Annotated in this window: 13 protein-coding genes; 7 read left to right on the top strand and 6 right to left on the bottom strand. The window is 68.3% G+C overall.

Annotated features, from left to right (window positions below):
• Positions 1-29: 29 nt before the first annotated feature.
• Positions 30-824, bottom strand: coding sequence for a hypothetical protein (locus Q344_RS0106510; protein ID WP_229669142.1), 795 nt, complete (start codon positions 822-824; stop codon positions 30-32).
• Between the two features lie 86 nt (positions 825-910).
• Here Q344_RS0106510 and Q344_RS0106505 point away from each other — a divergent pair, with 86 nt between their 5' ends.
• Together Q344_RS0106505 and Q344_RS0106500 are read left to right on the top strand one after the other, a co-directional pair.
• Complete coding sequence (locus Q344_RS0106505; protein ID WP_028285990.1) at positions 911-1,789, top strand: glycosyltransferase family 2 protein; 879 nt, start codon at positions 911-913, stop codon at positions 1,787-1,789.
• On the top strand, positions 1,786-2,487 hold the full coding sequence (locus Q344_RS0106500; RefSeq protein WP_028285989.1) for a hypothetical protein: 702 nt from the start codon (positions 1,786-1,788) through the stop codon (positions 2,485-2,487). The genes Q344_RS0106505 and Q344_RS0106500 overlap by 4 nt, the downstream gene beginning before the upstream one ends.
• Positions 2,488-2,489: 2 nt before the next feature.
• Here Q344_RS0106500 and Q344_RS0106495 read toward each other — a convergent pair whose 3' ends face one another.
• The gene (locus Q344_RS0106495; protein ID WP_028285988.1) at positions 2,490-2,897 is read right to left on the bottom strand and encodes a hypothetical protein; all 408 of its coding nucleotides are present in this window, start codon (positions 2,895-2,897) and stop codon (positions 2,490-2,492) included.
• Positions 2,898-2,924: 27 nt separating this feature from the next.
• The gene (locus Q344_RS0106490) at positions 2,925-4,301 is read right to left on the bottom strand and encodes a M20/M25/M40 family metallo-hydrolase (protein ID WP_028285987.1); all 1,377 of its coding nucleotides are present in this window, start codon (positions 4,299-4,301) and stop codon (positions 2,925-2,927) included.
• Between the two features lie 357 nt (positions 4,302-4,658).
• Between Q344_RS0106490 and hemA the strand changes: the two genes are divergently transcribed.
• From hemA to ispG, 3 genes are all read left to right on the top strand, one after another.
• On the top strand, positions 4,659-5,882 hold the full coding sequence (hemA, locus tag Q344_RS0106485) for a 5-aminolevulinate synthase (RefSeq protein ID WP_028285986.1): 1,224 nt from the start codon (positions 4,659-4,661) through the stop codon (positions 5,880-5,882).
• A gap of 116 nt (positions 5,883-5,998) precedes the next feature.
• Entirely contained in the window at positions 5,999-7,264 is a 1,266-nt protein-coding gene (locus Q344_RS0106480; RefSeq protein WP_028285985.1) for a helix-turn-helix domain-containing protein, read from the top strand.
• Positions 7,265-7,366: 102 nt separating this feature from the next.
• Positions 7,367-8,500: a flavodoxin-dependent (E)-4-hydroxy-3-methylbut-2-enyl-diphosphate synthase gene (gene ispG / locus Q344_RS0106475; RefSeq protein ID WP_028285984.1), complete on the top strand. Its 1,134-nt coding sequence runs from the start codon at positions 7,367-7,369 to the stop codon at positions 8,498-8,500.
• Between the two features lie 134 nt (positions 8,501-8,634).
• On the opposite strand, the gene Q344_RS0106470 is transcribed toward ispG, so the two are convergent.
• Complete coding sequence (locus Q344_RS0106470; RefSeq protein WP_028285983.1) at positions 8,635-9,009, bottom strand: cupin domain-containing protein; 375 nt, start codon at positions 9,007-9,009, stop codon at positions 8,635-8,637.
• 55 nt (positions 9,010-9,064) lie between these two features.
• Entirely contained in the window at positions 9,065-9,823 is a 759-nt protein-coding gene (locus Q344_RS0106465; protein WP_028285982.1) for a DsbA family protein, read from the bottom strand.
• 211 nt (positions 9,824-10,034) lie between these two features.
• Here Q344_RS0106465 and Q344_RS0106460 point away from each other — a divergent pair, with 211 nt between their 5' ends.
• The gene (locus Q344_RS0106460) at positions 10,035-11,192 is read left to right on the top strand and encodes a pyridoxal phosphate-dependent aminotransferase (protein ID WP_028285981.1); all 1,158 of its coding nucleotides are present in this window, start codon (positions 10,035-10,037) and stop codon (positions 11,190-11,192) included.
• 282 nt (positions 11,193-11,474) lie between these two features.
• Here the strand turns inward: Q344_RS0106460 and Q344_RS0106455 are convergent, their stop codons facing one another.
• Positions 11,475-12,296: a helix-turn-helix domain-containing protein gene (locus tag Q344_RS0106455; RefSeq protein WP_051630322.1), complete on the bottom strand. Its 822-nt coding sequence runs from the start codon at positions 12,294-12,296 to the stop codon at positions 11,475-11,477.
• Positions 12,297-12,530: 234 nt separating this feature from the next.
• Here Q344_RS0106455 and Q344_RS25010 point away from each other — a divergent pair, with 234 nt between their 5' ends.
• Entirely contained in the window at positions 12,531-12,947 is a 417-nt protein-coding gene (locus Q344_RS25010; protein WP_051630320.1) for a hypothetical protein, read from the top strand.
• Position 12,948 lies beyond the last annotated feature (1 nt).

Raw genomic sequence — 12,948 nt, 5'->3', positions numbered from 1 at the left:
GAAGGGCCGCGCCGCGGGGTGCGGCCCTTTCAGTACCGATAGCCCAGCATGGCCTCCTGCGCCGGATCCACGCGCGCCCGGAGGCGGGCCAGATCGGCCGCGCTCAGCTGCGGCGGCGTTTCGGGCCGCGCGTCGATGGCGGGCCGGAACTTCGATCCGAGCCGCCGCGTGATGCCCCGGAAGGCCTGCGGCTCCGGCAGGGCGAAAGCCGCACGGAAGGCGGCCACCGTCTCTTCGGGCCGGGCGATCATGTCCTCCATCCGCAGGAAGGCGAGGTTGCAGTCCCGTCGCGCATAGCCCGTCAGCGCCGCGAGCTTCGCCCGCCGCAGGGCGAAGATGTCCGCGAAGCGCGCACCCGTCACCGGATCGCGGTCCTGCTGGAGCGGCGCGCCCCGCAGGCCCAGCCGGGCGGCCTCGTCGAAATAGCGGTCGCGGTCGACGATCGTGTCCCATTCGGCGCGGAGGAAATCGGACAGGGGCAGGGCCTGCATCGCGGCGCTGCAATGCCAGGGCTTGGCATGCATCGAGCGCACCCACTCGGCCGCGCCGCGCACCATGCAGACCACCACCAGGTCGGAGGGCACCGCGATCATCTGGGCAAAGCCGTGTTTCCAGCCCAGGGCCTCGGTCGGCGACAGGGCGGTGTTCCGTCCGAGCAGGCGCTTGGCGAAATTGGTGCCGGAGGAGCGTTCCCCCATCACCTGGAACCGCGTGACGGGGGCGTTCGTCCGATGGGCGAAGAACCTTCCGGTCCGGGCGAAATCCTCGGGCAGCAGGGCGGTGTCCTCTCGATGCGTCGCGGGCGCAACGGCCCGGATGCACATGGATTTCCACGATTCTCCTTTCGTCGCAACCGCGCTATCCTCGGCCGGGGCCCGGACCGGGGCCGGGGACCTTGGGGGCCGATCCGATGCAATCCACCGCCTGCGCCGTCACCATGCTGCGCGACGATCTCTTCTTCCTCGAGATCTGGCTGCGCCATTACGGCGGGCTTCTGGGGCGCGAGAACTGCTACATCGTCGCCCATGACCGCGATCCCGAGGTGCTGTCGATGGCCGAGGGCTGCAACATCGTCGGCATCCCGGGCGATCCGCACAAGAACTTCGACATGAAGCGCTGGCGGCTCCTGAACAACCTCGTGATGGGGCTGAACGCCTATTACGGCCATGTCATCGTGGGTGACGTGGACGAGCTGGTGGTGATCGACCCCGCGGCGGGGATGGGCCTGCTCGACTGGCTGGCCGGGGCGCCGCAGCGGCGGGTCTACACGCCCCTCGGGCTGGAGGTGGTGCAGATGATCCCGGACGAGCCCGAGCCGATCGGGGCGCGCGTCATCGGCCCGCGGCGCCATGTCCGCATCGCGCCGCATTATTCCAAGCCCTGCATCGTCTCGACCGGCACCAAGATCGCCCGCGGCGGGCATTACACGCAGTCCGACACGCTCTTCACGCCGGATGTGCTATACCTGTTCCACCTGAAGTACGTGGATTTCGAGGCGTATCGCGCGGTCATGGACCGGCGCAACGCGGTGACGGCGGCGGTGAACGTGGACAGCCACAAGGACGCATCCATCGGGCGGCACTGGTTTGCCGAGGCGCGCGGCGAGGACCGCGCGGTCTTCGACGCCTTCGCGGCCCGGCCGCTGGAAGAGGGCTTCGACATGCGCCCCGTCCGAAAGGCGATGCAGCGCAGCTGGCGGCCGCGGGGCGACACCGGGTTCTGGGAATTCGACCGGCCCGACGACGACCGGCGCTTCCGTCTGCCCGAGCGCTTCACGGGCGCGCTGTGAGCCGCCCGCGCATCCTGACGCTCGACGAGGGGCAGCAGCGCGACCTGCTGGCGGAACTGTCCGAGATTCTCTGCGATCTCGTCTTCGCCGCGGGGCCGGAGGTCGATCTGGCCGGCGACGTGGTGCTGACGGCCGCCGCGCATGGTTTCGGCGCACTCGGGGTGATCGAGACGGACGGGGAGACCATGCGCCTCGCCTTGCCGCGTTCCGAGGTGCTCCGGCGCGTGGCGGAGGCGCCGGTCGCGGCGCTGCCGCTGCCCGTCGACCTCATGGCCATCGCGCTCTACGTGAGCCCGGCGGACATCCGGCCCGACAGCGCGCGCTTCGTCGCGCCGCTCGATGCGGTGCTCGACGCGCTCGGCATGGTGGCGGGGCCCGGGCGCGTGCCGGATGCGACGCTGCGGGCCATGCTGATCGACCTGTCGCGCGTCATGCCCCCGGGCGGGGAATGGACCGAGGACGACCTGCTGATGATCCTCGGCATGGCCCGCGCGCTTGCCGAGAGCGCGCCGCCCGACGTGCCCGGCAGCCCGGGCAGCGACCCCGACGCCGCGGCCCGGCTGACCGAGGCGATCCGCACCCGGTCGCGCTGCGGCCACTGGCTGACGGCCGCCGAGCTGGAACGCCCCGCCGTCGCCCGACCCTGGGGCGTGCTTCCGCAGCTCATGACGCGCGCGATCCGGGGCCTGCCGCTCTGAGCTCAGGGGCGGCTGTGCAGGTCGCTATAGGTGAACCCGTCCGGCCAGATGCCGATCCAGAGCCAGCGTTTCCGGTGCGAGAGCTGCATCGCCACATGGTCGATATGCGCGATGTCGACCCAGAGCCGGATCGTGCGGTCGGCTTCCTTGAAATAGGGCGGACAGAGGTCGTCGCGCCGCCGGAAGCGGATGATCCCGCGCGTCACCGTGGAGTGGGGCGAGGAGATGCCGCCCACCTCGATCTGGGCGAGCGGCCGGGGCGGATCGTGCCCCGCCACCCCCGTCGTGTGCACCGTGTCGTTGATGAAGAGGATCTCGCGCCGCACCGCAGCGGGGTCGGTCGAAGCCTGCGGCTCCGCCTCCATCGCGGCGATGCGGGCGTGGATCTCTGCGTCGATGTCCAGAACCATGCGGCCTCCTGACGGGGCCGCGCCGACTCACGCCTTGGTCAAAGCGTCAAGCACGCGGGCCCAGGACCGGATTCCTTTATGAAATGAGTTAAGATCGTATTTCTCGTTCGGCGAATGGATTTGGTCGTCGTCCTTGCCGAAGCCGATCAGCATCGAATCCATGCCGAGGATCGTCTTGAAATACCCTGCGATCGGGATCGAGCCGCCGCAGCCGATATAGGCCGCGGGCTGGGGCCATTCCTCCGACAGCGCAACGCGGGCCGCCTCGAAGGCCGGATCGTCGGTCTCCATCTGGCTTGCCTGACTGTTGCCGTGGCCCTTGAACTCGACGGTGCAATCGGCGGGCAGCATCGACTGGACGTAGTCCCTGAAGCTTTCGCGGATCTTGAACGGGTCCTGCTGGCCGACCAGCCGGAAGGAGATCTTGGCGCTGGCCTTCGAGGGCAGGACGGTCTTGAAGCCGCTGCCGGTATAGCCGCCCCAGATGCCGTTCACCTCGCAGGTCGGCCGCGACCAGATCATCTCGAGCGGGGTATGCGATTGTTCGCCCGCGGGCTCGGACAGGCCGACCGCGCCGAGGAATTCCTTCGGGTCGAAGCCGAGGTTGTTCCACTGGTTCAGCATGTCCTCGGGCAGGTCCGGCACGCCGTCGTAGAAGCCCGGCACGGTGCAGCGCCCGGTCTCGTCATGCAGCGAGGCGATGATCTTCGACAGCACCCGGATCGGGTTCATCGCGATCCCGCCGTACATGCCCGAATGCAGGTCCTTCTCGGGGCCGGTGATCGTCAGCTCCTCGCCCAGAAGACCGCGCAGCATGGTGATGATGCCCGGCATCCCCTCTCCGAAAAGTCCGGTGTCGCAGATCAGCGCGAGGTCGGCCTTCAGCTCGTCCGCATGCTCCTTCATGAACGGCACCAGCGAGGGGGAGCCGCTCTCTTCCTCGCCCTCGAAGAAGAAGGTGATCTTGCAGGGCAGGGAGCCGTTCTCGTGCTTCCACGCCCGGCAGGCCTCGACGAAGGTCATCAGCTGGCCCTTGTCGTCCGAGGCGCCGCGGCCGCGGATCACCTTGCCCGTGTCGGTGTCCTGGATCTCCGGATCGAAGGGATCGCGGTCCCAGAGCTCGAGCGGATCGACCGGCTGCACGTCGTAATGGCCGTAGAACAGGATGTGCGGGCCGTCGCCGTCGATATGGCCCACGACCATCGGGTGGCCGGGGGTCGGGCGCTTCTCGGCGGGGATGCCGAGCGACTGGAGATCGGCCACCAGCCATTCCGCGGCCCGGTTGCAGTTTTCCTTGTATTCGGGATCGGTCGAGATCGACGGGATCCGGAGGAGCTCCATCAGGCGCTCGGTGGCCTTCGGCAGATCGGCATCGATACGGGAGAGGACGGCGTCCAGCGACATGGGAGACTCCTTGCAGATTTCGCGGCGGAGCCTAGCAGGGGCAGGGGGCGTGTCCAGTGGGCTCCCGGCAGGGCCCGTCGGACGGGGATTTCACGGATAAATTGACGGAAAAATGCGTGTTCCGATCCGAGTCCGAAGCCGGCCGGGCCTAAGCTGATGAACGGATTAGGAAATTTACGTTGAGTAAGGCGCGGGGGCGGTTGATTTGGATCAACGCTGGGCCGTTCTGTCGCGGCTAAAACTGTTGTGAAACCTGCATCGCGGTTATATTGCAGGCACGTCCCGGCCAGAGCCGCGCTGAATGCGACGAAGGGCCAGCCGCGCTGAGGCGCCGCAAGCAACGGAGGGCAAGCCGAGATGAACTATTCGGCGCATCTGGATCAGAAGCTGAACGACCTGCACGAAGAGGGCCGCTACCGGACCTTCATCGACATCGTTCGCCACAAGGGCACGTTCCCCCACGCGACCTGGCATCGCCCGGACGGTGAGACGCAGCCGGTGACCGTCTGGTGCGGCAACGATTATCTCGGCATGGGGCAGCACCCCGTCGTCCTCTCGGCCATGCACGAGGCGCTGGACGAGGCGGGCGCGGGCTCCGGCGGCACCCGGAACATCTCGGGCACGACGGTCTACCACAAGGAGCTCGAGGACGAGCTGGCGGACCTGCACGGCAAGGAGGCGGCGCTCGTCTTCACCTCGGCCTACATCGCCAACGACGCGACGCTCTCGACCCTGCCCAGGCTCTTCCCGGGGCTGATCATCTATTCCGACGCGCTCAACCACGCCTCCATGATCGAGGGCGTGCGCCGCAACGGCGGGGCGAAGCGCATCTTCCGCCACAACGACGTCGCGCATCTGCGCGAGCTGCTGGCGGCCGACGACCCGGCCGCGCCGAAGCTGATCGCCTTTGAATCCGTCTACTCGATGGACGGCGATTTCGGGCCGATCGAGGCGATCTGCGACCTCGCCGACGAATTCAACGCCCTGACCTATATCGACGAGGTCCACGCGGTCGGCATGTACGGCCCCCGCGGCGGCGGCGTGACCGAGCGCGATCGCCTCGCACACCGGATCGACATCATCAACGGCACCCTCGCCAAGGCCTATGGCGTGATGGGCGGCTATATCGCCGCGTCGGAGAAAATGGTCGACGCCATCAGGTCTTACGCACCGGGCTTCATCTTCACCACCTCGATCCCGCCGACCGTGGCCGCGGGCGCCGCGGCCAGCGTGCGGCACCTGAAGACCGACCAGGCGCTGCGCGAACGGCACCAGACCCAGGCGAAGATCCTCAAGCTGCGGCTCAAGGGCCTCGGCCTGCCGATCATCGACCACGGCAGCCACATCGTGCCGCTGATCGTGGGCGATCCGAAGCACACGAAGATGATGTCGGACATGCTGCTCGATCGCTACGGCATCTACGTGCAGCCGATCAACTTCCCGACCGTCCCGCGCGGGACCGAGCGTCTGCGCTTCACGCCGTCGCCGGTGCACGGGCCGCGGGAGATGGACGCGCTGGTCAAGGCTCTGGACGAATTGTGGTCGCATTGTGCGCTGAATCGCGCCGAGCTCGCAGGATAGCCTCAGAGTTGGCTTACTTTTGACTTGTCGTGTGGTAGCCTTAACTCAATAAGGGCGCGACTCGAATCTTGGGGATTATCCGGGTCGCAAACCATAGAATGGGGCAGTTCCGGACGATGCGGCGTAGATACCAGCCAGACATCGACACGCGCGAGGCGCAGCCGCGGGGTTTCGACGATTTCGAGTTGAAGCTCGGCGATGTCATGCGCGGCGAACGTGCGACCATGGGCAAGTCCCTCCTGGACGTGCAGCGCGAGCTTCGGATCAAGGCCTCCTACATCTCGGCGATCGAGAACTGCGATCCCGACGCCTTCGACACCCCCGGGTTCATCGCGGGATACGTCCGCTCCTACGCGCGTTACCTGAACATGAACCCGGACGAGGTCTTCGCGGCCTTCTGCGCCGAGAGCGGCTTCTCGACGCCGCACGGTGTCTCCGCGCAGGCGTCCTCGCGCCGCAAGGACGACCCGATCATCGGTCGCACCCTGCCGGCCGAGAAGGACCCGTTCATGCGGCCCGGCACGCCCTTCGTGCCCGAACGCGACGGCTTCCTCGCCCGGATCGAACCCTCGGCCATCGGCTCTGCCTTCGTGCTGCTCGCGCTGATCGCCGGGCTCGGCTATGGCGCCTGGTCCGTCCTGAACGAGGTGCAGCGCGTCCAGGTGGCGCCGTCCGAGAACACGCCCGACGTGCTGACCGATCTCGATCCGCTGGACGGCGCGACCCGGCCCAAGCCCGAGGATGTCGCCAATGCGGAGGCCTCCGGCGTCTTCTCGCCCCCGGCCGAGGCGCTGGACCGGCTCTATCGTCCGCAGGCGCTCGACGTGCCCGTCATGGTTGCCCGCGACGCCCCGATCTCGACCCTCGACCCGGCCCGCATCGGGACCTACGCCTCGGACCTGCGCCCGGGCGGAGAGACCTCCGACTCGCTCGTCGACGATGCGCTGCGCCGCGCGGTGGCGGAAACCGAGACCGGCACCGAAGAGGTGACGCCCTTCACGCCCCGCGTGGTCGAGGCCGCGGCCCCGGGCGTGTCGGTCTTCGCGGTGCGCCCGGCCTGGATCCGCATCCGGGCCGCGAACGGCTCGATCATCTTCGAGAAGATCCTCGACGCCGGCGAAAGCTACGACCTGCCGCAGACCGAGGATGCGCCGGTCCTGCGCGCGGGCATGGCCGGCTCGCTCTACTTCCGGGTCAACGGTGAACTCTACGGTCCGGCCGGGCAGGGCACCAGCACGATCCGGGACGTGGCCCTGTCGGTCACCGACCTGACCGGCAAGTACCAGGTCGCCGATCTGACCGCCGACCCCGAAGCCGCCCGCGTGGTGGCCGAGGCGCAGGTCGCCGAGCCGACGCCCGCGGTCCAGGTCCAGCAGGACTGATCCTCTGCACAACGTGACCGCCGGGCGCATTGCGCCTGTCACGTTGCGCCTGTATCTCTCCGCCTGACAGCCCGAAACGCCCGGCAACCGGAGTCCGATCCCATGTCGCACAACCCCGTCCGCCCCTGGCGCAACATCGACCGCCGCAAGAGCCGCCGCATCATGGTGGGCAACGTCCCCGTGGGCGACGGCGCGCCGATCTCGGTGCAGACGATGACCAACACCGACACCTCGGACGTGGCCGCCACCGTGGCGCAGATCCAGCGGGCGGCGGATGCGGGCGCCGATATCGTGCGGGTCTCGACGCCCGACGAAAGCTCGACCCGCGCGCTGAAGGAGATCGTGCGCGAAAGCCCCGTGCCGATCGTCGCGGACATCCACTTCCACTACAAGCGCGCCATCGAGGCGGCCGAGGCGGGCGCCGCCTGCCTGCGGATCAACCCCGGCAACATCGGCTCGGCCGACCGCGTGCGCGAGGTCATCCGGGCCGCGAAGGATCACGGCTGCTCGATCCGGATCGGGGTGAACGCGGGAAGCCTCGAGCGGCATCTCCTGGAGAAATACGGCGAGCCGTGCCCCGAGGCGATGGTGGAGAGCGGGCTCGACCATATCCGCATCCTTCAGGACAACGATTTCCACGAGTTCAAGATCTCGGTGAAGGCCTCGGACGTCTTCCTCGCCGCCGCGGCCTACCAGTCGCTGGCCGAGGCGACGGACGCGCCCATCCACCTCGGCATCACCGAGGCCGGCGGGCTCATGTCGGGCACGATCAAGAGCGCGATCGGCCTCGGCAACCTGCTCTGGATGGGGATCGGCGACACGCTGCGGGTCAGCCTCTCGGCCGACCCGATCGAGGAGGTGAAGGCGGGCTTCGAGATCCTGAAGGCGCTCGGGCTTCGGCACCGCGGCGTGAACATCATCTCCTGCCCGTCCTGCGCGCGGCAGGGGTTCGACGTGATCAAGACGGTCGAGGCGCTGGAGGAGCGGCTGGAGCATGTGAAGACGCCGATGTCGCTGTCGATCATCGGCTGCGTGGTGAACGGGCCGGGCGAGGCGCTGATGACGGATGTCGGCTTCACCGGCGGCGGTGCCGGGAACGGGATGGTCTACCTCGCCGGCAAGCAGTCGCACCGGATGTCGAACGAGCAGATGATTGACCACATCGTCGAACAGGTCGAGAGGAAGGCCGCGGAGATCGAAGCGCGCGACGCGGCCGAAGTCGAGGCGGCGGAGTAAGGCGGAGCGGCCTGCGGGGCGCAGGCCGCACGTGATGCCTTGCGATCTGGCCGGAGGCCAGATCGCGGTTGCCTCCGGCGGGGATACATGGACCAGAGGAAGGGTGCGGCCTGGCTTGCGGCACGCTCGGCGGCTCAGGGGAGGTCCGGGTCCACGAGATCGGTCTGGATCCAGCGGGGGCTCTGGTGAATGTCGATCGTCACCAGCCTGCCGGGGCCGAGATTGTGGAACTTGTGCGGGACATTGGCGGGGCCGAGGACGACGTCCCCGGTCTCTGCCTCGATCTTCCTGTCTCCGACGGTGAAGAGCGCGCGGCCCTCGCGGATCACGAAGACCTCGTCATAGGGATGGACGTGGAGCGTCGGCCCGACGCCCGGCTCGGCCGCCTCGTAGAAGAGCACCGTCACGTTGGTGCCGAGCGCTTCGCCCTCGGCCGCACCGCGCCATACCTCGGGCCAGGCCTCGGGCTTGCGGCTCCAGTCCCGCCAGGTGAGCTTGTCCTTGGTCATCCGCGTCCCTCCCGCCGCGACGCTAGGCGCGGCGGCGGGGTGGGTCAACCGCGGCTCACTCGGCGCGGGCCTCCTCCACGAGGCCGCGCATCGCGTCGAGCGGCGCGTAGCCGCGCAGCATGGTCTCGCCGATCACGAAGGTCGGCGTGCCGTTGATCTGCAGACGCTGCGCCAGCGCGCGGGTCTCCTCCAGTTCGCCGATCACCGCGTCGCTGTCCATCGCGGCGAGGATCGGCGCGGGATCGAGTCCGAGGCTCTCCGCGATCCGGGTCAGCGCGGCCTCGTCCGGCTGGCCGGTGAAGGTCATCAGCGCGTCATGCACCGCGTGGTAGGCCTCGTCGCCCGCCACCTGCCGGGTCGCCACGGCGAAGCGCGAGGAGAGCACCGAGGCCTCGCCAAGGATCGGGAATTCCTTGACCACGAAGCGGATGTTGCCGTCGGTCTCGAGCAGCTCGTTCACCTCGTCGAAGGCCTTGCGGCAATAGCCGCAGCGGTAATCCATGAATTCCACCATGGTCACGTCGCCCTCCGGATTGCCGCCGACCCAGGAATAGCCGTCGTCGAAGATCGCCTCGGCATTGGCCTGCACCAGGGAGACGTCCTGGTCCGCCTTGTCCTGCGCCTGCTGGTTCTCGAAGACCGCCACCGCCTCGAAGATCACCTGCGGATTCTCGAGCAGGTAGTCGCGGATTTCCTGCCGGAAGGCCTCGCGTTCCTCGGCGCTCATCTTCGACGGGTCGAAACCGGTTTCGGCCTGGGCCGGAAGGGCGAGGCCGAGCGTCAGCGCGGCAGCGAGGGGGGCGAGGCGGGACATGGGAAACTCCTGATCAGGTTGCGGGTGACAGACCATATTCCGGCGCGAAAGCCAATGGTCGTGGCGGTGCCGCGGAACCGGGCAGGGCGACCATTGACCCGGCACGGGCGGGTTCTTTATGGCGTGGGGCACGTCCTGCGGGGTGCGGCCATTGACCTTCGGGACGCCGGGCCGCGACCCTGGGGTATCGGAAACAGTTTCGGAGAGGGTCATGCGGGTTTCAAGGCGCGGCGAGGTCGATCCCTTCATTGTGATGGACGTCATCAAGGCGGCCCAGGCCGCAGAGGCCCGCGGGCGCTCGATCATCCACATGGAGGTGGGCCAGCCCGGCACGGCGGCCCCCGCCGCGGCGCGCGCGGCGCTGGCGGAGGCGATGGAGGGCGAAGCGCTCGGCTATTCGGTCTCGCTCGGCCTGACGGCCCTGCGCGCGCGGATCGCGCGGCTCTACGGCGAATGGTACGATGTCGAGCTGAACCCGGAGCGGGTGGTGGTCACCCCCGGGTCCTCGGGCGGGTTCTCCCTGGCCTTCGCGGCGCTGTTCGACGCGGGCGAGAGGGTCGGCATCGGCATGCCGGGCTATCCGTCCTACCGCCAGATCCTCCAGGTGATGAACCTCGAGCCGGTGCTGATCGAGACCTCGGTCGCGAACCGCTACCAGCCCGTGCCGGAGGACGTGGCGGCGCATGACCTCCACGGGCTGCTCGTGGCCTCGCCCTCGAACCCGGCCGGCACGATGCTGGACCGCGACGGGCTTTCCGCGCTGATGGACGCCTGCCGGGCGCGGGGCACCGCCTTCATCTCGGACGAGATCTATCACGGGCTGGAATACGACCGCCCCTCGGTCTCGGCGCTCGAGGTGGGAGACGACGCCTACGTGATCAATTCCTTCTCGAAGTATTTCTCGATGACCGGCTGGCGGGTCGGCTGGATGGTCGTGCCCGAGGATCACGTCCGCCGGGTCGAGCGCATCGCCCAGCACCTCTTCATCTGCGCGTCGCATCCCAGCCAGGTGGCCGCGCTGGCCGCGCTCGATTGCGAGGCGGAGCTCGACCGCAACCTCGCCACCTATGCCGAGAACCGGCGGCTGATGCTGGAGGGGCTGCCGCGCGCGGGCTTCGACCGGATCGCGCCGCCGGACGGGGGCTTCTACGTCTACGCCGATGTGTCGCACCTGACCGACGACAGCCTCGCCTTCGCGCGCGAGATCCTCGAGGAGGCGGGCGTGGCGGTCACGCCGGGTATGGATTTCGACCCGCGGCGCGGCAAGGGGACGCTGCGGTTCTCCTATGCCGCCAGCACCGAGGACATCCGCGAGGGGCTGCGGCGGCTCGGCGCCTACATGGCGGACAGGGCCCGGGCAGCGGGCTGATCGCTCTCGCGCCCGGGCGCCACGAACCGGGCCCGGAACGGCAGGGACATCGACGCGAGGTGCAGGGGGAAGCGGCTGTTCGCGCCGCCGTGAGGCAGCGGGCGGCCGAAACCGGAACGGCGGGCGATACCGGAACGAAGAGCCGCCGGCGTTCGGGCGTGTGCAGGGCCGGATCGGTGCCATGGCCCTTCGGCAGCCCGCGCGCCACGGCGAGGGCGCGGTGTGCGCTCATCCCGCTGCGGCACCTCGTGTCGCAGCGGGACCAGTGCCGTCACCGGCAGGTCAGTTGAAGGGTTCGGCCAGCCGCAGGAGCCGCTGGTGGAAGGCCGGCAGCTTGTCGGGCTTCACGAAGCCCGTGGCGCGCGCCACCTTCAGGATGGTGCCGAAATCGTGGCCGAGGTGTTCATAGACCATCCGCGTCGCCCGGTGGCCGGCGATGGTCTCGGCCACCGTGCGGGTGACGTAGCCGACCCAGAAGTTGTTCTCGAAGGCGGGCACCCGGCTGAGGAAGTTGAAGGTGCAGGTGATCGCCCCCTTGCGCGAGATCAGCGCGGCGACGCCCTCCTCCTGCTTGAGGAAGATGCCCCGGAACTCGCGGGTGCCGGCGCTCGCGTCGAGCCCCTGCTGCGCCATGGCGTCCTTCGCCTCGTACCCGCGCACGAAGGTGTAGCCGTCGGCGCGGAAGACATAGACCAGCCCGGTCAGCGCCAGATCGGCGTCGATGAAGCTGCGGCGCGAGAAACGGTAGATGCCGCCCGGCATGATCTCTTCGGGGACGGAGGTGGAATCGCTGCCCATGTAGGGCGCGATGGCCGGATGGTTGAGCAGATCCGACGCGATCGGCGTCAGCTCGTCCACCGGTTCCAGCAGGATGCGGGCATCGGTGTCGAAGAAGGTGCAGATCCGCTGCAGCACGTCGGGGCGCGGGAAGCTCTCGCCCGAAAGATAGCGGTTGTATTGTGTCCGGTTGATCCCGAGCTCACGACAGAGCCCGGCGATCGAGGGGTATCTGCCGCTGAGCTGGCGCAGGTTGGCGCCGAAGATGCCGCGAACCTCGACCGGATCGGTCATGTCTCGTGCGGGATTTATGACGACTCGGTTCATGGCAAGCGTCCCCTGGATGAATTTCCCGTCCGGATCGCGCGCTGATACGGTTCCGCGCAACCTTCGTAATGATTGACGTTATTCAGCGTCATTAATGATGTTATATAGCGCCATTTCGTGCCTGTGGCGACACAAAATTCGAATGCACGTTTCATAATGGGGAATGTCCAGGGAACACGGGTCTAACCACATTGGGCTCAAGGACTTAACTGTCTCTTGCGAGCGGGGTAGGCGATGTTCGGAGTGGTTCTCTGGAGCGATTGCGCGACACAAAAGGCGGTCATCTGGTGCGAAGACCACGGTGAGCTGGCCTATTTCGATGCGGTCGAGCATCCCGGTGCGGTCGACCTGGCGCTGGAGCCGGGCGACCTCGTCCGGTTCGAGCTCTGCCAGGCGGGGCGGATGCGCCTCGTGCGGAACCCGTGCCTCGTTGCGGAACAGCAATTCCCGACGCTGGCCTCGGATCTGAAGGGGCGGGCGCCTGCCGGAAACCGCGCGGCGCGGGCCGCCGGGACACCGGCGGCACCGCTCACGGTGAAAGCGCGTGACGGGAAAACGACGCCGGCCAGCGCGGTCATCATTCCCTTCGTCAGCGGGCAGCGCCGTCGCGCCCGCGCGCTGCCGCCCACCGATCAGCGCCTGACGGTCTGAC

The organism is Pseudooceanicola nanhaiensis DSM 18065, assembly GCF_000688295.1.
GTDB lineage: Bacteria > Pseudomonadota > Alphaproteobacteria > Rhodobacterales > Rhodobacteraceae > Pseudooceanicola > Pseudooceanicola nanhaiensis.
Note: the sequence above shows the minus strand (reverse complement) of the source record. Positions and strands in the feature narration are given on the sequence as shown.

What these genes read in the sequence shown, in the direction of transcription:
- Q344_RS0106510 (WP_229669142.1), bottom strand. Translation starts at nt 824, where the DNA reads ATGTGCATCCGGGCCGTTGCGCCCGCGACGCATCGAGAGGACACCGCC.
- Q344_RS0106505 (WP_028285990.1), top strand. Translation starts at nt 911, where the DNA reads ATGCAATCCACCGCCTGCGCCGTCACCATGCTGCGCGACGATCTCTTC.
- Q344_RS0106495 (WP_028285988.1), bottom strand. Translation starts at nt 2,897, where the DNA reads ATGGTTCTGGACATCGACGCAGAGATCCACGCCCGCATCGCCGCGATG.
- Q344_RS0106490 (WP_028285987.1), bottom strand. Translation starts at nt 4,301, where the DNA reads ATGTCGCTGGACGCCGTCCTCTCCCGTATCGATGCCGATCTGCCGAAG.
- hemA (WP_028285986.1), top strand. Translation starts at nt 4,659, where the DNA reads ATGAACTATTCGGCGCATCTGGATCAGAAGCTGAACGACCTGCACGAA.
- Q344_RS0106480 (WP_028285985.1), top strand. Translation starts at nt 5,999, where the DNA reads ATGCGGCGTAGATACCAGCCAGACATCGACACGCGCGAGGCGCAGCCG.
- ispG (WP_028285984.1), top strand. Translation starts at nt 7,367, where the DNA reads ATGTCGCACAACCCCGTCCGCCCCTGGCGCAACATCGACCGCCGCAAG.
- Q344_RS0106470 (WP_028285983.1), bottom strand. Translation starts at nt 9,009, where the DNA reads ATGACCAAGGACAAGCTCACCTGGCGGGACTGGAGCCGCAAGCCCGAG.
- Q344_RS0106465 (WP_028285982.1), bottom strand. Translation starts at nt 9,823, where the DNA reads ATGTCCCGCCTCGCCCCCCTCGCTGCCGCGCTGACGCTCGGCCTCGCC.
- Q344_RS0106460 (WP_028285981.1), top strand. Translation starts at nt 10,035, where the DNA reads ATGCGGGTTTCAAGGCGCGGCGAGGTCGATCCCTTCATTGTGATGGAC.
- Q344_RS0106455 (WP_051630322.1), bottom strand. Translation starts at nt 12,296, where the DNA reads ATGAACCGAGTCGTCATAAATCCCGCACGAGACATGACCGATCCGGTC.
- Q344_RS25010 (WP_051630320.1), top strand. Translation starts at nt 12,531, where the DNA reads ATGTTCGGAGTGGTTCTCTGGAGCGATTGCGCGACACAAAAGGCGGTC.